At 48.7% G+C, this 18371-nt stretch carries 14 protein-coding genes; 7 read left to right on the forward strand and 7 right to left on the reverse strand.

Features of this window, described 5'->3' with window-relative positions; translation table 11 throughout:
* Positions 1-95: 95 nt before the first annotated feature.
* The gene (alaS, locus tag CP950_RS01645; protein WP_096672108.1) at positions 96-2720 is read left to right on the forward strand and encodes an alanine--tRNA ligase; all 2625 of its coding nucleotides are present in this window, start codon (positions 96-98) and stop codon (positions 2718-2720) included.
* Entirely contained in the window at positions 2717-2956 is a 240-nt protein-coding gene (locus CP950_RS01650) for a sulfurtransferase TusA family protein (RefSeq protein ID WP_419185554.1), read from the forward strand. Before alaS ends, CP950_RS01650 begins: the two co-directional genes overlap by 4 nt.
* Positions 2957-2967: 11 nt before the next feature.
* Here CP950_RS01650 and galU read toward each other — a convergent pair whose 3' ends face one another.
* Both galU and CP950_RS01660 read right to left on the reverse strand, forming a co-directional pair.
* Complete coding sequence (gene galU, locus CP950_RS01655; RefSeq protein ID WP_096672109.1) at positions 2968-3855, reverse strand: UTP--glucose-1-phosphate uridylyltransferase GalU; 888 nt, start codon at positions 3853-3855, stop codon at positions 2968-2970.
* 19 nt (positions 3856-3874) lie between these two features.
* Entirely contained in the window at positions 3875-6784 is a 2910-nt protein-coding gene (locus CP950_RS01660; protein ID WP_096672110.1) for a valine--tRNA ligase, read from the reverse strand.
* A 24-nt stretch (positions 6785-6808) separates the two neighbouring features.
* Between CP950_RS01660 and CP950_RS01665 the strand changes: the two genes are divergently transcribed.
* On the forward strand, positions 6809-9190 hold the full coding sequence (locus tag CP950_RS01665; RefSeq protein WP_096672111.1) for a UvrD-helicase domain-containing protein: 2382 nt from the start codon (positions 6809-6811) through the stop codon (positions 9188-9190).
* On the opposite strand, the gene CP950_RS01670 is transcribed toward CP950_RS01665, so the two are convergent.
* From CP950_RS01670 to CP950_RS01680, 3 genes are read right to left on the reverse strand one after another with little or no spacing between them, the layout of a single operon-like run.
* A complete protein-coding gene (locus tag CP950_RS01670) occupies positions 9187-9969 on the reverse strand; it encodes a BPSS1780 family membrane protein (RefSeq protein WP_096672112.1) in 783 nt (260 codons plus the stop codon). The two genes, CP950_RS01665 and CP950_RS01670, sit on opposite strands and share 4 nt — an antisense overlap.
* Positions 9966-10943: a homoserine kinase gene (locus CP950_RS01675; RefSeq protein ID WP_096672113.1), complete on the reverse strand. Its 978-nt coding sequence runs from the start codon at positions 10941-10943 to the stop codon at positions 9966-9968. Before CP950_RS01675 ends, CP950_RS01670 begins: the two co-directional genes overlap by 4 nt.
* A gap of 3 nt (positions 10944-10946) precedes the next feature.
* The gene (locus CP950_RS01680; RefSeq protein WP_096672114.1) at positions 10947-11354 is read right to left on the reverse strand and encodes a hypothetical protein; all 408 of its coding nucleotides are present in this window, start codon (positions 11352-11354) and stop codon (positions 10947-10949) included.
* Positions 11355-11437: 83 nt separating this feature from the next.
* On the opposite strand from CP950_RS01680, the gene polA reads away from it, so the two are divergent.
* Genes polA through CP950_RS01695 form a run of 3 tightly spaced genes read left to right on the forward strand, consistent with a single transcriptional unit; the run spans position 11438 to position 15976 of the window.
* A complete protein-coding gene (gene polA, locus CP950_RS01685; protein ID WP_096672115.1) occupies positions 11438-14269 on the forward strand; it encodes a DNA polymerase I in 2832 nt (943 codons plus the stop codon).
* A gap of 28 nt (positions 14270-14297) precedes the next feature.
* Positions 14298-15197, forward strand: coding sequence for a dienelactone hydrolase family protein (locus CP950_RS01690; protein ID WP_096672116.1), 900 nt, complete (start codon positions 14298-14300; stop codon positions 15195-15197).
* A gap of 5 nt (positions 15198-15202) precedes the next feature.
* Complete coding sequence (locus tag CP950_RS01695) at positions 15203-15976, forward strand: ZIP family metal transporter (RefSeq protein ID WP_096672117.1); 774 nt, start codon at positions 15203-15205, stop codon at positions 15974-15976.
* Between the two features lie 12 nt (positions 15977-15988).
* Here CP950_RS01695 and CP950_RS01700 read toward each other — a convergent pair whose 3' ends face one another.
* On the reverse strand, positions 15989-16819 hold the full coding sequence (locus CP950_RS01700; RefSeq protein WP_096672118.1) for a sulfurtransferase: 831 nt from the start codon (positions 16817-16819) through the stop codon (positions 15989-15991).
* Positions 16820-16847: 28 nt separating this feature from the next.
* On the reverse strand, positions 16848-17957 hold the full coding sequence (locus tag CP950_RS01705) for an aromatic ring-hydroxylating oxygenase subunit alpha (RefSeq protein WP_096672119.1): 1110 nt from the start codon (positions 17955-17957) through the stop codon (positions 16848-16850).
* Between the two features lie 160 nt (positions 17958-18117).
* Here CP950_RS01705 and xseB point away from each other — a divergent pair, with 160 nt between their 5' ends.
* Positions 18118-18351: an exodeoxyribonuclease VII small subunit gene (gene xseB / locus CP950_RS01710; protein ID WP_096672120.1), complete on the forward strand. Its 234-nt coding sequence runs from the start codon at positions 18118-18120 to the stop codon at positions 18349-18351.
* Positions 18352-18371 lie beyond the last annotated feature (20 nt).

Genomic DNA, 18371 nt, shown 5'->3' on the forward strand with positions numbered 1-18371 from the left:
AGGGCCAATTAATTTATCTATGGAATTGTATGACAGTACTGGGTCGGTTTTACTAGGGTTTGCCCTTGACAGGTGCCAATGCGATAATCGTTTCTATGAAAGTTTCTCAAATTCGCCAGGCCTATCTCGAGTTCTTCGCAGCTAGAGGCCACCAAATTGTTCCCTCCAGCCCAGTGGTACCAGGTGATGACCCTACTCTCCTGTTTACTAATGCGGGTATGAATCAATTTAAGGATGTCTTTTTGGGGTTCGATAAGCGCCCTTATCAGCGAGCTACTTCAGCACAAAAATGCATCCGTGCTGGCGGTAAACATAATGACTTGGATAATGTGGGCTACACCGCCCGCCACCACACCTTTTTTGAAATGCTGGGTAATTTCTCTTTTGGGGATTACTTCAAGCAAGACGCCATTCAATTTGCTTGGGACTTATTAACGCAAGTTTTTAAACTGCCCCCAGAAAAGTTACTCGTTACTGTGTATGCAGAAGATGATGAAGCTTACGAGATTTGGAATAAGAAAATTGGCGTGCCTAGCGAACGCATTATTCGTATTGGTGACAATAAAGGCGCACGTTACGCTTCAGATAATTTTTGGATGATGGGCGATACCGGCCCGTGCGGCCCTTGTACAGAAATTTTTTACGATCATGGCGAACATATTCCTGGAGGCCCACCCGGTAGTCCGGATGAAGATGGCGACCGCTTCATCGAAATCTGGAATAACGTCTTCATGCAATTTAATCGTGATGAAGCCGGCACGATGCACCCTTTGCCTAAACCGAGCGTCGATACTGGGATGGGTCTTGAGCGTATTGCGGCCGTCCTACAGCACGTGCATTCAAATTACGAAATTGATCTTTTTGTCAATCTAATATCAGCGGCAAAGCAGGCGGTTGATGCTGCTGGCGGAGAAAACTGTAATCCTGCCAGCCCCTCTTTGCGAGTGATTGCGGATCATATTCGCGCGTGTAGTTTTATTGTGGTCGATGGCGTCATCCCTGGAAATGCTGGTCGCGGCTACGTTCTGCGCCGGATAGCGCGCCGCGCAATACGGCATGGTTACAAACTGGGCGCTCGCAAGCCTTTTTTCTATCAGCTCGTACCCGCCTTAGTTAAAGAGATGGGTGATGCTTATCCAGAATTACGCGCAGCACAAGATAAAGTGAGTGAAGTACTCAAGCAAGAAGAAGAGCGCTTCTTTCAAACCATTTCTAACGGTATGGAGATTCTGGAGAGTGCTCTTGCTGGAGGTGCTCAAACATTGGATGGCGATACCGCCTTCCGTTTACATGACACATTTGGCTTTCCTTTGGATTTAACTGCGGATGTTTGCCGCGAGCGTGAAGTTGCAGTTGATGCCGCTGGATTTGAAATCGCCATGCAAAAACAACGCAATCAAGCTAGAGCCGCTGGTAAATTCAAGATGGTTCAAGGCTTGGAATACTCGGGTAAGCCGACCCTTTTTCACGGCTACGACACAGAGAAATTTGAAGGCTCCACAGTACTGGCTTTATATGTTGATGGCACTTCAATGTCGTCGATCAAAGCCGGAGAGGCGGCAGTAGTGGTGTTAGATAACACCCCTTTTTATGCCGAGTCCGGCGGTCAGGTAGGGGATCGCGGCGAGTTGTTTAATGAGCTTAGTCATTTTGCTGTGGAAGATACCTTTAAGATTCAGGCAGAGGTGTTTGGTCATCAAGGTGAACTCATTGAGGGGACGCTTGCAGTTGGCGACACGCTCAACGCGACCGTTGATCATCAACAACGAATCGACATCATGCGTAACCACAGTGCTACCCACTTGTTACACAAGGCATTACGCGAAGTACTGGGAGACCATGTGCAGCAAAAAGGATCCTTGGTAGATGCAGGTAAGACACGCTTTGACTTTACCCATCAAGCGCCCGTAAGTGCAGAGCAAATTCGTGCGATAGAGAATTTGGTCAACGCGGAGATTTTGCTCAATACTGCCACCTCTGGAAAAGTGATGTCATTAGAGGATGCTCAGCAGACCGGCGCCACTATGCTCTTTGGCGAAAAGTACGGTGATGAAGTGCGCGTCCTAGAAATTGGTAGCTCTAAAGAGCTTTGTGGGGGCACGCACGTTGGTCGCACGGGAGATATTGGCCATCTCAAAGTGACTTCAGAGAGTGGTGTAGCTGCAGGTATTCGTAGAGTGGAAGCAGTGACAGGCCGCAATGCATTGCAGTTTGTACAGGGCCTAGAAGACAGCTTGAACGCAGCAGCCAGTGTCCTGAAAACACATCCTGCCGACCTAGTGAATCGGGTAACTCAACTACAGGAAAGTTTGCGCTTAGCTGAGCGAGAGTTAGATAAAGTGAATTCAAAATTAGCAGCTAGCCAAGGTGACGAGTTGGCAACGCAAGCGATTGATATTCATGGCCTGAAAGTGTTAACTGCTCGCTTAGATGAGGCTGACGCTCAAGCGCTGCGGGAAACGATGGATGCCCTCAAAGGCAAACTCAAAACCGCCGCCATCGTGCTCGCTTCAGTTCAAGGAGACAAAGTAAGCTTAATCGCGGGCGTTACCGCAGATTCGATTCAGAAAATCAAGGCTGGTGACCTAGTAAATTTTGTAGCTCAGCAGGTCGGCGGTAAGGGTGGTGGCAAGCCAGAAATGGCAATGGCTGGTGGCAATGACGCCTCGCAATTGGATACTGCATTAGCAAGCGTCAAAGACTGGATTGCGAATCAATGAACAACACTATCGCTTTTAATCTAGAAGTGGATGCCATCGGTATGACTTGCCCATTGCCAATCTTGCGTACAAAGAAGGCATTGTCCACAATGCAGTCAGGTGAAATATTGAAGATCAAAGCGACAGACGCTGGCGCTGCTCATGACTTTCCTGCATTTGCAAAACAGACTGGCAACGAACTGCTCTCGAGCAGTACTGAGGGTAACGTTTTAATCTTCTTTATGAAAAGAAGATAAGCCTCAGTAAATTACTTAAGGAAGACTCGGCTCTTAAGGTACTCTGCAAAATCGGCGCTGAGCTCGGGGTGACGCAGTGCAAATTCAATCGAGGCTTTGAGGTATCCGAGCTTGCTGCCGCAGTCATAGCGTACGCCATCATATTCATAGGCAAAAACAGGCTGCTCTTTTAACAGTGAGGCAATCGCATCCGTGAGCTGAATTTCTCCACCAGCACCAGGTTTGAGATTGCGAATATGTTTAAAAATATCTGAAGAAAGAACATAGCGTCCAACGACGGCTAAGTTAGAGGGCGCGTCTTGAGGCTGTGGTTTTTCAACAATGCCGTCAAGGCGATAAATGCCTTTGCTGACCTCAGGGCCAGACACAATGCCGTAAGAGCTGCTTTTGGAGGGATCAATTTTCTCAACCGCAACAACAGATCCGTTCTGCTTTTTAAAGACATCCACCATTTGCTGGATTACGGCTGGTTTCCCATCCAATAAGTCATCCGCCAAAATAATAGCGAAAGGCTCATCGCGCACGAGTTTTTCAGCGCAAAGTACTGCGTGACCCAAGCCTAAAGCCTCTGGTTGTCTGACATAAACGCAGTCAACGTGACTTGGTTTCACGCTGCGGACGATTTCAAGCAAGGCAGTTTTATTCTTCGCTTCGAGCTCGGCTTCTAATTCATAAGACTTATCAAAGTGATCCTCAATAGCGCGCTTGCTACGACCAGTCACAAAAATCATTTCCGTAATACCAGCGGCAATCGCTTCTTCCACTGCGTACTGAATGAGCGGCTTATCCACGACATTCAACATTTCTTTTGGACTCGCCTTCGTGGCAGGCAAAAAGCGTGTGCCTAAACCGGCAACAGGAAAAACTGCTTTGGTAACCACATTGGTATTCAGGGACATTTTGAAGTTCACTTTCTTGTTATTTCAATCGCTCTAATTGCGCAATCAACTTTGCATGACTCTGCTCAAATCCGGCGAGCCGTTGCTTTTCTTGGACAACTACTTCCTCGGGCGCCCGAGCTACAAAACTTTCGTTACTTAGTTTACTGTGTGCTTTGGTAATCTCACAAGAAAGTCGCTCAATTTCTTTGCTTAAGCGTGTCTTTTCTGCCGCTACATCCACCTCAATCTTGAGTAGTAGTTTTATACTGCCAACCAAAGCGATTGGGGCATCAGGTGCCTCTTTTTCAAGACTCGCTTCGTCTTGGTAAATTTTCACTTCAGATAATTTTGCAAGGGCAGTTAAATACGGGCTGACTTCCTTTAAGAAGGCTTCGGAACCACTGATCCATAAGGGAACTTTGAGGGCGGGGGAGACTTGCATTTCACCACGTAGATTTCGGCAGGCATCCACAATGGCTTTTACTTCAGCAACCCATGCCTCACTAGCTTCATCGATCTTATCTGTTTGCGCAACTGGATAAGGTTGCATCGCAATGGACTGTTTAGGCTGATCCAATAGCGCTTTGCCAGTCATTGGCCCGACGGTTTGCCACAACGTTTCTGTAATAAAAGGAATCAGTGGGTGCGCCATACGCAGGATAGTTTCCAAGACACGTAAGAGGGTGCGGCGGGTTGCGCGCTGTTGCGCGGGAGTGCCTGTTTGGAGTTGGACTTTGGCTAGCTCTAAATACCAATCGCAGTATTCATCCCAAATGAACTGATAGATGCTGGTGGCGATGTTGTCGAAACGATAGTTCTCAAAGCCCTTCGCAACATCGGCTTCTGTCTTTTGCAAAATAGATACGATCCATTTGTCAGCAGGGGAGAAGTCAAGCTCACCTTCCGGACCGCATTGCGCATCGCAGGGAGCGAAACCATTCTCCGCTGGGGTACCAGGGCAATTCATCAACACAAAGCGTGTGGCATTCCAAAGCTTATTGCAGAAATTGCGATACCCTTCACAACGCTTTTGGTCGAAGTTGATATTGCGACCTAAAGAGGCGAGCGAAGCAAAGGTAAAGCGGAGAGCATCGGTACCGAATGCAGGAATTCCTTCAGGAAACTCTTTCTTGGTTTTCTTGCCGATGCTCTCGGCTTGCCTGGGATTCATAAGGCCAGAGGTTCTCTTGGCAAGCAGTTCCTCGAGCGTGATGCCATCGATTAAATCAATCGGATCCAAAGTATTGCCTTTGGATTTACTCATCTTTTGCCCTTCGGAGTCGCGCACTAAACCATGCACATATACCGTATGAAAGGGTACCTTCCCAGTGAAATGACAGGTCATCATGACCATGCGCGCCACCCAGAAGAAAATGATGTCAAAACCCGTCACCAATACTGAAGAGGGTAAGAAATGCTCAAGCGCGGGCGTTTTTTCAGGCCAGCCCAAGGAGCTAAAAGGAACTAGCGCCGAGCTAAACCACGTATCTAAGACATCTGGGTCGCGCATGAGCTTGCCTGAATAGCCAGCCTGCGTTGCCTTAGCTTGAGCCTCTGTTTCAGAGCGCGCGACAAAAATCTGGCCCTCTTCGCCATACCAAGCCGGAATTTGGTGGCCCCACCAAAGTTGGCGTGAGATACACCAATCCTGAATATTCTCTAGCCATTGGGTATAGGTGCTGATCCAGTTTTCCGGAATGAGTTTGATATCCCCTTTGACCACCGCATCTAGCGCTGCACCCGCAATGGATGAGCCTGGCTGATATTGATTATCCGGACTGGGTTTAGACATCGCTACAAACCATTGATCTGTGAGCATAGGCTCAATGATGGTTTGGGTGCGATCTCCCCTAGGAACCATTAACTGGTGAGGCAATACTTTTTCTAGCAGTCCAGCGCTCTCTAAATCTGCAACGACTTGTTTGCGAGCAACAAAACGATCCATACCTTGATATGCAATTGGAGCGCTCTCATTAATCTTCGCATCTAGAGTGAGAATATTGATGAGAGGTAATTGATGCCGCTGACCAACTGCATAGTCGTTAAAGTCATGGGCTGGGGTTACCTTCACTACACCAGTACCAAAGGCGACATCGACGTAATCATCTGCAATGATCGGAATCTGGCGATCACACAATGGCAGGTTAACGAATTGACCAATGAGGTGTTGATAGCGCTCATCAGTAGGATTGACCATGACCGCAACGTCGCCTAGAAGGGTTTCCGGGCGGGTAGTAGCAACAGTTAAATGACCTGAGCCATCCGCAAGTGGATAGCGGATATGCCACATAAAGCCAGATTCTTCTTCACTTACTACCTCTAGATCGGAAACAGCAGTACCTAACACGGGATCCCAATTAACCAAGCGTTTGCCACGATAAATTAAGCCTTGTTCATGCAGCGTGACGAAGACTTCCACCACCGCTTTGGACATCTTGCTATCCATCGTGAAATATTCTTTCGCCCAATCAATCGAGGCGCCCAAGCGTCTAATCTGACGTGTGATCGTAGATCCAGAGGTTTCTTTCCATTCCCACACTTTTTCTAAGAACTTTTCACGACCCAAGTCATGGCGAGAGATTTTTTGGGCATCGAGTTGGCGCTCGACCACAATTTGGGTGGCAATGCCAGCGTGGTCAGTACCCGGTACCCACAAGGTATTTTTGCCAGACATGCGGGCATGACGGATCAGGCCATCCATGATGGTTTGGTTAAAAGCATGTCCCATATGTAAGGTGCCGGTGACATTGGGAGGGGGTAGCTGAATCGAAAACCCTTCTTTGCCCTCGTCCATAGAGGCGTCAGCGATACCGCGGTGCTCCCATTCTGGGCCCCAATAAGCTTCTATTGGTGCAGGTTCGTAGGATTTAGCGAGGTGATCTGCAGGGCTAGCATTTCCGGCAGGGCTGGTCACTGGTGTTTTAGGGGTATTAGAAGCATTTAGCATAAGAGGCAAATTATAATTGGGACGATGTATACAGACTTGCTCGCAAACCTCAATCCAGAACAGGGTGAGGCAGTAACCCTTCCTCCCGTCAACGAACATGGTCAAGCCCAATCCGCTTTGATCTTAGCAGGGGCGGGTAGCGGTAAGACACGTGTACTGACTACCCGGATCGCCTGGTTGATTCAAACCGGTCAAGTATCCCCTATTGGCGTCCTAGCCGTCACCTTTACCAATAAGGCTGCTAAAGAGATGATGGTGCGTTTAAGTGCCATGCTTCCAATTAATACGCGTGGCATGTGGATTGGCACCTTCCACGGCTTATGCAATCGTTTATTGCGGGCTCATCACAAAGAAGCGGGTTTGCCGTCTACCTTTCAGATTTTGGACACGCAGGATCAACTTTCCGCTATTAAGCGCCTCCTCAAGGGCCTAAAGGTGGACGATGAGAAATATCCCCCCAAGCAATTGCAATACTTTATTGCGCATGCCAAAGAGCGTGGGCAGCGAGCCCGTGAGCTAGCTGTGGGAGATGATTTCCAAGCCAAGATGGCGCAGTTATATGAGGCCTATGATGCGCAGTGCCAGCGCGAGGGAGTGGTGGATTTTGCCGAGCTCTTGCTCCGCAGCTATGAATTACTCAAACATAATGAGGCGATTCGCACTCATTACCAAGAGCGTTTCCGTCATATCTTAATTGATGAGTTTCAAGACACTAACGCCTTGCAATACGCCTGGTTGAAATTACTCTCTGGGCATGACGGCAGCCCTGTGAACGTCAGCGGCGCTGGCACTAGTGCCGTTTTTGCGGTTGGAGACGATGACCAAAGTATTTACGCCTTCCGCGGCGCCGATGTTGAAAACATGCGTCTTTATGAGAAACAGTTTCATCCTCTAATGGTGAAGTTGGAGCAGAACTATCGCTCGCATGGACATATCTTAGATACCGCCAATCATCTCATTGCAAACAATTCTGAGCGCTTAGGAAAAAACTTGCGCACGGATGCCGGACATGGTGAATTAGTCCGCATTTACGATGCTCCAAGTGATCATGCCGAAGCGGCTTGGCTCATCGAAGAAATTAAAGCATTGGTTAGCAGCGGTATTAAGCGTACCGAGATTGCCTTGCTCTATAGAAGTAACGCGCAATCACGCATTATTGAGCACGCCTTGTTCTCCGCGGCTATTCCATATCGGGTCTACGGCGGCTTGCGCTTTTTCGAGCGCGCTGAAATTAAGCATGCCCTAGCCTACCTGCGTCTCTTAGAAAATCCTAACGATGACACCTCTTTTTCGCGCGTGGTGAACTTTCCAACCCGCGGCATTGGTGCGCGCTCAATTGAAGCTGTACAAGATGCTGCACGAGCACAGCAATGCTCTTTATATTTAGCCTGTTCCACATTGGATGGAAAAGCTGGCTCGGCGCTTGGAGGCTTCGTACGCCTAGTGGATCATATGCGTGAAGCCACACGTCACAACACCTTGCCTGAAACCGTTGAATTCGTAATTCAACATAGCGGCTTGATCCAACACTACCTTTCGGAGCGCGAAGGACAAGACCGCGTAGAAAACTTACAAGAACTCATTAACGCTGCTACTGCCTTCATCGCTGAAGAAGGTTACGGGCAGGATGCTGCCGCTGCTATGTTGCCTGGAGAAAATAGTCCAGGCGCAGTAGAGGTCTCACCACTGGCCGCCTTTTTATCTCATGCCTCATTAGAAGCAGGTGACAACCAAGCGCAAGCGGGGCAAGATGCAGTGCAATTGATGACGGTCCATTCTGCTAAGGGGCTTGAGTTCACCTCGGTATTTATTACTGGGCTTGAGGAAGGCTTATTTCCGCACGAGAACAGTATTAATGAACTCAATGGCCTAGAAGAAGAGCGCCGTCTAATGTATGTTGCCATTACACGCGCTAAGGAGCGCTTGTATCTCTCCCATACCCAATCCCGCATGCTGCATGGCCAAGTGCGCTACAACATGCCATCACGTTTCTTAGAGGAGTTGCCAACCGATTCCTTGAAATGGCTCACTCCAAAAGCGAAGGATGCGCGTTGGGGTGGCGGTAATTCAGGGCGAAGTTCTGGTTCTACTTGGCAGGATGTTTACACCCGCCAACGCGAATCAGAATCCAATGATTTCTTTGACTCAGGCAGTGAGCGTGAGAGACCGGCTAAACAGTTGGGTCGCGTTGGTTCGGCTGCTACATCGGTTCGCAGGATGGCGTCACCGCCAAGAGGAAACTATCCCTTCACCATTGGGCAAAATGTCTTTCACACCAAGTTTGGCGAGGGGCGTGTAACCAGCTTAGAGGGTAATGATGCTGATGCACGTGCGCAGGTGAATTTCAAGCGACACGGTGTGAAGTGGTTACAACTCAGTATTGCCAAACTGGCGGCTGTAGACTAAACCAAGAGCGTGCTGGTTTCGTTCTCGGCAAGGCAGGCCTTCCAGGCGGCAAAGAAGGAGCAATGCATGACAGTTAAGCTCAGCAAAGTGATGGGGGTGTTTAGGTAGGAGGCAACTTGAACCAAGTCCAGTGCCTCAAAAAATGCGCCGATCGAGAAGGGTATGGCAACTAAAGCCACACCTAAGATCAGTAAGTACACCAAAAAGGCACCACGGTTTGCCCAGCAAGCCAGCCAGCTTGAAAATAGGGCTTGAGGTACAGACATGTCAGACCAGGCCACTAGCACTGGTGAGAACCACATCAGCATGCCAATCGGCACGTACAACAAGCTGCCCATACAAAAGATCAAATACAACTGATTCATTGCTTCAGGACTAATCGGTTTATCGCTTGTTACGAGCGGTATGAGAAGTTCCACGTCTACTAGAAAACTTAAAATGAAACTGAGTACCAGTATGAGGGCGGTGTACACCAACCCCAGTTGCAAGATGCGCCTACGAATTAACGGCGAGGCTTGTAGTGCCGCTAAGTAAACGGATGGACGTATCCGCTCTTTTTGGATCGCTTGACGACAGGCCGTCATAAAACCCACTGATAAGGTGGGCGTAAAAAGTAATACGATAAAGACCCCGATGATAGGGACAAGTACCGCGAGTTGCGCAGCCAAAACATACATGAATACCAGCATTAAAAAGCCAAGGGGATTTTGCTTAAACAGCCAAATTCCTTGACGTATCCAGATATAACCTTCTTTGGCTGCAACGACGTGTAGTTTCATAGTGCTTTGCGACTTAAAAGAATCTGTTCGAAATGAGTAGGGTCATGCGGAGTCAGCATCTGCGCGTTGCGTGGCAAATAAAAATCCCATAACCGAGAGATCCAAAAACGCAGCGCAGCTGCACGCAACATCAATGCCCAACTAGCTTGTTCGTCATTTGTCAGTGGGCGTACCGCTTGATAGGCATGCATGAGTGCTGTGAGGCGCTCTTCATCTAAATCTCGGCGATTTTCTGCCAAGCACCAATCATTGGCAGTCACTGCTAAATCAAATAAGAACTTATCGGTTCCAGCAAAATAAAAATCAAAGAAGCCGCCTAGGCGTTCTTCACTTGAATGGTCGCCGCTTGGATGATCGAATAGGACATTATCTCTAAAGAGATCACAATGACTTGCCCCTTGGGGAAGTAAGGCATAGCTGGCCGATTGAAAAAAACCGGCTTGTGTTGCCAGCTCGCTACTCAATAAAGTTTTTTGTTCTGCATCTAAATGCGGCAGGATTTGAGGCACGGTCTCTTGCCACCAAGGCAGGCTGCGAAGATTGGCTTGCTCTTGAGGAAAATCAGCACCAGCCAAATGCATTTTTGCCAACATCTCTCCCACCAAAGCACAATGCCGTGGGCTTGGTTTTAATTGAGATGCGCCGGGTAACTTCGTCACAATTGCCGCCGGCTTGTTCTTCAGGGAAAACAAGATTTCCCCGTTTTTATTCTCGATTGGCCTAGGAACGGGGATGCTTTTATTGGCTAGGTGGCGCATCAGCTCCAAATAGTAAGGAAGCTGCTCTGCAGAGAGTCGCTCAAAGATGGTTAAAACGTATTCCTGATTTTTGCCATCTTGAATCGTATCGAGGAAGAAATTGGAATTTTCAATCCCTCCATGAATTCCCCTGAGATCACTTGCTCGGCCAATATTGAAGTCGCGCGTGATCCAGTCAGAGATCTCTCCAAGCTCGACGGGTGTAAATACGGCCATTAATTAAAAGGGAATGCTGACGCTGGGAACGCTGAGAAGGCTACCTTCCCCTGATTGAGCGCCTGGCTTGACTGAATCAGGTGGGGACATCTCATAGGTGGTGTATTTGGTTTTTACTTCCACCTGAGTCGGGGAGTTTGCATCTTTATATTCAGTGATTTGCGTCCCAGTGGATGCTTTATGTTGAAAGGTTGGAGTTCTGCCTTGTGGAGAGTTTGTCACTTGGGATGCATTCACTGCAGGCGCCAGTGGCTGATTATTGATCTGTTGCAGCTCTGCGGGACTGAGAGCCTGACTATTTTGTTGAGCGTGCGAAAATTGCACCGAGTTTAATCCAAGAATAGCTAAAAACCCAACAAGAACAAGGGTTTGGCTTCGATAGAGGCGGGATACACGAGTTAAATAATTCATATTTTTACCTTTTTAAGGGAATCTTAGACTGGATGTCGATCCATTCTAGCGAGCAGTAAGCAACTAGATTGTACGATTGCGGTATGACTAAACATAGACTCTTGTTGGTAGACGGTTCTAGCTACCTGTATCGCGCCTTTCATGCCATGCCCGATCTGCGCAATGGCGCTGGCGAACCCACTGGGGCCATTTATGGCATGGTCAATATGATGCGGCGCGCGCGGACAGAGATTAAGGCCGACCATATCGCCTGTATTTTTGATGCCAAAGGTAAGACCTTCCGGGATGAAATGTACTCTGAATACAAGGCGAATCGATCCGCCATGCCCGAGGATCTAGTTAAGCAGATCGAGCCCATTCATGCCCTAGTTAAAGCCTTAGGGTGGCCTGTGCTGATGGTTTCTGGGGTAGAAGCGGATGATGTGATCGGCACTTTGGCCAGCCAGGCTACTGAGGCAGGTTGGGAAACGATTATTTCTACCGGGGATAAAGATCTAGCCCAGTTGGTTAATCCCTCTGTGACCTTAATTAACACGATGACCAATGAAACCTTGGATATCGAGGGCGTCATCACTAAATTTGGGGTGCCCCCCGAGCGCATAGTGGATTATTTATCCATCATTGGCGATACGGTGGATAACGTTCCAGGGGTGCCAAAAGCAGGTCCCAAGACTGCCAATAAATGGCTGGCGGAGTTTGGTGACTTAGATAATCTGATGGCGCATGCGGATGAGGTAAAGGGGGTTGTTGGTGAAAACTTGCGCAATAGCTTGGAGTGGTTGCCGCAAGCGCGCCAACTCATCACCGTAAAAACAGATTGTGACTTGGCTGCACACCTTCCTGGATTAGATGACTTGCATGAAAAACCTGAAGACTCTACTTTATTAAGAGATTTATTTGAGCGTTATGCATTCAAAACGTGGTTACGTGATGTAGAAAGGCAGCTTGTGGCCGATGGCGCTCCATCCTCGGGTAGTGCTAATCAAATCGACGGCGGCTTTGACTTAGCTGGTAGCCCACTTAGCACTCAGGCCAATGACAAGCCCTTGCGCAGCATTGCTTCAGCACCGACGAAAGCCTTGTCCATTGCTACATCCGAGTTGCATGATGCGATGGCAAAAAATTATGAGTGCGTTGTAGATGAAGCTGCTTTGGAAAAATGGCTACAAAAGATTCAAGCGTCTGAACTCACTGCAGTTGATACTGAAACAACGGGACTAGACGCTCTCAAAGCGGAGTTAGTGGGAATTTCTTTATCGGTAGCCCCTGGAGAAGCTTGTTATATCCCCGTAGCCCATCGCAACGGTGAAACGCAATTGAGTCGTGAGTTCGTTCTAGCAAGCATGCAAGCTTGGCTTGAGAGCGCGGCACATTCTAAGGTGGGGCAAAACCTCAAATATGACGCTCATATTTTTGCAAATTACGGCATTACCTTAGGTGGCATCCAATTTGATACCCTGCTCGAATCTTATGTGCTGGAATCACATCTTCCTCACAATATGGATAGCCTAGCCGAGCGCCATCTTGGCATGAAAACCATTCGTTACGAAGAGGTCTGTGGCAAAGGCGTTCACCAGATTGGTTTCGATCAAGTTGATTTACAGATTGCCACCGATTACGCCGCAGAAGATGCAGATATTACTTTGCGTCTGCACCTCGAGTTGTGGCCCCAAATTGAAGCGAACCCAGGATTACTTTACGTTTATCAGCAGATAGAAATGCCCGCTATGCGCGTCCTAGGAATTATGGAGCGCAATGGTATTCGCATTGACTCCGCTTTGTTGGCGAAGCAGGGCCAACAAGTCGGCAAAAGATTGCTTGAACTAGAGGGCGAGATTCACAAACTGGCTGGCCAGCCTTTTAATATTCAGTCACCTAAGCAGATTGCAGAAATTCTGTTTGGGCAGCTTGAGTTACCCGTAGTGAAAAAGACCCCCTCTGGAGCTCCCTCAACGGACGAAGAGGTTCTACAAAAGCTGGCTGAGGACTACCCCCTACCGGCAAGGATCTTGGACTACCGGAGCCTGGCGAAGCTGATGTCAACCTATATTGAGAAGCTGCCCAGAATGGCAGATCCTAAAACAGGGCGCGTGCACACTAATTTTTCTCAGGCAACTGCGGTAACAGGGCGCTTAGCTTCAAGCGATCCCAATTTGCAAAATATTCCAGTGAGAACGGAAGAGGGGCGCCGTATTCGCGAGGCCTTTATTCCGGCTGAGGGTTGCAAGCTTTTATCAGCTGACTATTCGCAGATTGAGTTGCGCATCATGGCGCATATTGCTGAAGATGAAAATCTACTCGCCGCATTTGCCGAAGGCAGAGATGTCCACCAGGCAACTGCGGCAGAAATTTTTGGCACCCCATTAGAAGAAGTCAATTCTGAGCAACGGCGCTATGCCAAAGTCATTAATTTTGGTTTAATTTATGGGATGAGCGCGTTTGGTTTGGCTAGCAATTTAGGGATTGAACGCTCGGCAGCGCAAAGCTATATTGCCAAGTACTTTGATCGTTACCCGGGAGTTGCGCAATATATGGAGCGCACCCGTCAAGAGGCCAGAGAGAATGGCTATGTGGAAACGGTCTTTGGTCGGCGCCTTTGGTTACCCGAGATTAAAGGCGCCAATGGTCCGCGTCGTCAAGGTGCAGAGCGGGCGGCGATTAATGCCCCTATGCAAGGGACGGCTGCTGACCTCATTAAGTTGGCGATGGTTGCTGTGGAGAATTGGCTTGAAAAAGAGCAATTAAAGACACGCATGATTTTGCAGGTTCATGATGAGTTGGTATTTGATGTGCCATTCGATGAGCTTGAACTTCTGCAAGCACGCCTACCTGATTTGATGTGCCATGTCGCCCAACTAAAGGTTCCACTCCTAGTCAGCATTGGGATTGGCGATAATTGGGAAGAGGCACACTAAAAGTGGTGATCACGCTAGAGGAAAAACAATGACAGCTAAGAATTCAAAACCCGCTACAGCGGCTTGTGCAGACGACAGAAGAAGTTTTATGAAAACCTCGGCTTTTGCCGCTGCAGGCCTCGGCATCGGCTTAGCGCCAGCTTCTCAGCCTGTATTTGCTGCAGCGATTAAAACGGACTTTCAGGGTCTGCAAGCTGGTGAGCAGATGATTCCAGTAGGTGACTTTCAGATGCCAGCGTATGTTTCGCGTCCCGCAAAAGCACAGGGTGCATTGCCCGTCGTCATTGTGGTGAGTGAAATCTTTGGTGTCCATGAACATATCGCAGACATTACGAGACGTTTTGCAAAGTTGGGTTATCTAGCAATTGCCCCAGAATTTTTTACGCGCGCTGGGGACCCTAGTGCCTATGGAACGATTGCTGAAATATTTACCCACATCATTTCCAAGACGCCAGATGCAGAGATACTCAATGATTTGCAAGCCGCTGTGGTGTGGGCTGGCAAGAATGGCGGTGATCTGAAAAAAATTGGTGTGACTGGATTTTGCTGGGGTGGCCGCATTACTTGGTTGGCTGCGACTTTGCCACAAGTGCGAGCTGGCGTGGCCTGGTATGGCCGCGTTGTGGGCAACAAGACGGAAGGCAACCCCCTCCATCCAATTGATATTGCCGCTGCTTTAAAGGCGCCTGTACTGGGTTTGTATGGTGCAGCAGATGAGGGGATTCCAGTGGCTAGTCTCGAGCAGATGCGGGCGGCCCTACTAGCCGCCGCACCCACCAATCCCGCTGCCAAGGCATCTGAAATCGTGATTTATCCTGATGCCCCGCATGCTTTTCATGCGGACTACCGAGCCAGTTATCGAGAGGGTCCTGCTCAGGATGGTTGGAAGAAGTGCCTTGCTTGGTTTAAGAAAAATGGGGTAGCGTAAGCCGTATGTCAGTTCTACAAAGTATTGTATTGGTCACTGCATCAGCAGGCGTACTTAGCGTATTAGTGGCAGCCAGTTTTTCCTTGGCGCTGCTTGCCAAGATGGTGAATAACATGGTCAGCGTGTCGGTCGGCATCTTACTGGCCACGGCATTTCTCCACTCTTTGCCTGAAGCGTTTTCGATGGAAGGGGCTACGCCTCAACTATTGTTTGCAACCTTGTTAGCAGGATTGCTTGGTTTTTTCTTGCTCGAAAAAATTTCCTTGCTAAGACATAGTCATCATCACGAAGGTGACGGACACCATCACCATCACGGTCACGATGCCGAAGTAGCTGGCCGCAGTGGCTGGATGATTTTGGTGGGCGACGGACTGCATAATTTTGTTGATGGCGTGTTGATTGCCGCAGCGTTTATGGCCGACTACAACGTAGGTATATTTACTGCACTAGCCATTATTGCCCACGAGATTCCTCAAGAAATCGGCGACTTCATTGTGTTGCTCAATGCTGGGTTTAGTCGTTTGCGCGCCCTAGTCTATAGCAGTATTTGCGGCTTATCCGCTGTTCTAGGGGGTGTGTTGGCGTATTTCTTTTTAGAAAAAGCCCACGCTGCCATGCCCTATTTATTGGTAGTGGCATCCAGTAGCTTTATTTACATTGCAGTGAGTGACCTTATTCCGCAAATGCATCGACGCCCTCATTGGGCTGAGTCGCTGCGTCAAATAGCGTTAATTGCCTGCGGTGTGGGGTTTGTCATCCTGCTGTCATTCGCCCACTAAAGCCAATGGCTTTTAGCGTTCGATTGGCCTAGCAGGATCAGCGCACCATTCACTCCAACTGCCGGCGTATAGCTTAGACCCCTTTAGGCCAGCGATTTCCATAGCCAGTAAGTTATGGCAAGCCGTTACTCCGGAGCCGCATTGGTGAATTACTTCAGATGCCTTAATAGGCCCTAAGAGTTCAACAAACCCCTTCAAGAGTTGCTCGGGTGTTTTGAACGAGTGAGCGGATAAATTATTCTTAAAACAGTGATTGAGTGCTCCGGGAATATGACCACCTACGGGATCCAGCGTTTCATTTTGACCTTGAAAGCGATCATTCGCACGCGCATCCAAGAGTATATTTTTTGGATGATGCAAGTTCTCAAGCACTTGGTCTAGCGTGACCAAACCAGCGTACGGCATCGCTTGAATGGCTTGTGAAGTTTTGGTTGGCGCGAGCGGCACGGTACCGATAGGGCCATTCCAAACATCCAAGCCCCCATTGAGAACTTGCACATTGGCATGACCAGTGGCTTTAAGCATCCACCATAAGCGACTGGCATAAATAGAACCCTGTTGATCGTAAGCAACCACTAAGGAGTTGTTCTCGATACCGAGGCGGGATTTAGTCTCAGCCCAAGCTTCAGGGCTCGGCAGGGGGTGGCGACCGTTGAATCCAGACTTCTCTCCGGATAAATCTTTATCCAGATCAACATATATAGCGCCTGGAATATGCCCTTCCTCGTATGCTTTTTTTCCAGCATGGGGATCAGTTAAATCAAAACGGCAATCGCATAGCACTACATCTACGCCACTATTGAGAATTTCTTCTAACTGATTGGCGGTGATGAGCGGTGTCATGGCGATTTAGATTTAAGCGAGTGGGGATTCATGATGCATCTTGAAACTGCATCACTCGGCGATACCATTCATGAAAATGCTGCATCCCATCTTCCATCGGGCTTTGATAGGGCCCAACTTCATTAATGCCACGCGCCAAAAGTGCGGCACGCCCAGCATCCATGCGTTCAGCGATTTCATCATCCTCAATACAGGTTTCCATATAGGCAGCCCGCTCGGCCTGAACAAATTCACGTTCGAATAAGGCGATCTCTTCTGGATAGTAGAACTCCACAATATTGCGAGTCTTGTTAGGTCCCAATGGATGCAAGGTAGACACGCACAGCACGCCGGGGTACCACTCCACCATCACATTCGGATAGTAAGTTAACCAGATGGCACCGTGACGCGGTGTTTTACCTTTGAATTGGCGCAGAACGGCTTCATGCCATTGGCTGTAGACGGTCGAACCAGGCTTCTCGAGGTTCTTATGAATGCCCACAGTTTGGACGCTATGCCAGTCGCCGAATTCCCAATGCAAATCTTCGCAAGAAACAAACTTACCAAGACCGGGATGAAAGGGCACAACGTGGTAATCCTCGAGGTAGACCTCAATGAAGGTTTTCCAGTTGTAATTGCACTCGTGCACTTCGACATGATCTAAAACATAACCATCGAATTGAAGATCTTCTGTAACGCCCAGCTTGGCTAGGTCGGCACTCACATCACGCGGACCTTCAAACAAAAGGCCTTGCCAGTTTTGGAGCGGTGATTTGCCTAAATTAAGACAAGGCTTGTTTTCAAAATGGGGGGCACCCAACAGGTTGCCACCAAGATCATAGGTCCAGCGATGCAGTGGGCAAACGATATTTTCAGCTTGGCCAGAGCCATTGAGCATTAAGGCTTGACGGTGACGACATACATTGGAAAGCAGTTCCACGCCGTGGGGATTGCGGACTAAGAGACGACCTTGGTTTTCTGCAGCCAAAGTCTGGTAGGAACCAATTTCTGGCACCATAAGCTCGTGACCGACGTAGCCAGGCCCCTGCTTAAATAACAGTTCGATTTCACGCTGATAAAGTTCAACGTCAAAATATGCCGAAACTGGCAGTTGTAGATTGGACGGCGCAAGCATCTGCGCGGTAGCCAGATTAGTCATTCTCCCCACCCCCGAAAACGTCAGCCGAAGCTAAGCGGAATAACCAATCCAACCATCGACGGATCGATATTGGAAAGGAAGGGGCCAATTATACCCAGTTTAGGCCATCTCGCTTTAGTATGTAGGGCTATACCTGCAAAAATAGTGAGAAAGCGCAGCCATGCCAGCAAAAAAATCGGACAACCAAACGCCAGGTCTTGAGATCACCATTGACCCTCAGTTGCGTTACGAGCAAGCTGTCAAAGAGTTGGAGAAGCTGATTTCAGACATGGAATCAGGAAAATTCTCTTTAGAAGAGACCTTGTTGGCCTACCAGCGTGGCGCAGCCTTGCTGAAGCATTGCCAAGGGATGCTAGCGCAGGTTGAACAACAAGTACGCGTCTTTGAGGCGTAAGACAACTTCTATTTTGTCAG

It is taken from the genome of Polynucleobacter meluiroseus (genome assembly GCF_900205755.1).
Classification (GTDB): Bacteria; Pseudomonadota; Gammaproteobacteria; order Burkholderiales; family Burkholderiaceae; genus Polynucleobacter; species Polynucleobacter meluiroseus.

Coding starts and splice junctions, on each gene's coding strand:
- alaS (WP_096672108.1), top strand. CDS start 96: ATGAAAGTTTCTCAAATTCGCCAGGCCTATCTCGAGTTCTTCGCAGCT.
- CP950_RS01650 (WP_419185554.1), top strand. CDS start 2,717: ATGAACAACACTATCGCTTTTAATCTAGAAGTGGATGCCATCGGTATG.
- galU (WP_096672109.1), bottom strand. CDS start 3,855: ATGTCCCTGAATACCAATGTGGTTACCAAAGCAGTTTTTCCTGTTGCC.
- CP950_RS01660 (WP_096672110.1), bottom strand. CDS start 6,784: ATGCTAAATGCTTCTAATACCCCTAAAACACCAGTGACCAGCCCTGCC.
- CP950_RS01665 (WP_096672111.1), top strand. CDS start 6,809: ATGTATACAGACTTGCTCGCAAACCTCAATCCAGAACAGGGTGAGGCA.
- CP950_RS01670 (WP_096672112.1), bottom strand. CDS start 9,969: ATGAAACTACACGTCGTTGCAGCCAAAGAAGGTTATATCTGGATACGT.
- CP950_RS01675 (WP_096672113.1), bottom strand. CDS start 10,943: ATGGCCGTATTTACACCCGTCGAGCTTGGAGAGATCTCTGACTGGATC.
- CP950_RS01680 (WP_096672114.1), bottom strand. CDS start 11,354: ATGAATTATTTAACTCGTGTATCCCGCCTCTATCGAAGCCAAACCCTT.
- polA (WP_096672115.1), top strand. CDS start 11,438: ATGACTAAACATAGACTCTTGTTGGTAGACGGTTCTAGCTACCTGTAT.
- CP950_RS01690 (WP_096672116.1), top strand. CDS start 14,298: ATGACAGCTAAGAATTCAAAACCCGCTACAGCGGCTTGTGCAGACGAC.
- CP950_RS01695 (WP_096672117.1), top strand. CDS start 15,203: ATGTCAGTTCTACAAAGTATTGTATTGGTCACTGCATCAGCAGGCGTA.
- CP950_RS01700 (WP_096672118.1), bottom strand. CDS start 16,819: ATGACACCGCTCATCACCGCCAATCAGTTAGAAGAAATTCTCAATAGT.
- CP950_RS01705 (WP_096672119.1), bottom strand. CDS start 17,957: ATGACTAATCTGGCTACCGCGCAGATGCTTGCGCCGTCCAATCTACAA.
- xseB (WP_096672120.1), top strand. CDS start 18,118: ATGCCAGCAAAAAAATCGGACAACCAAACGCCAGGTCTTGAGATCACC.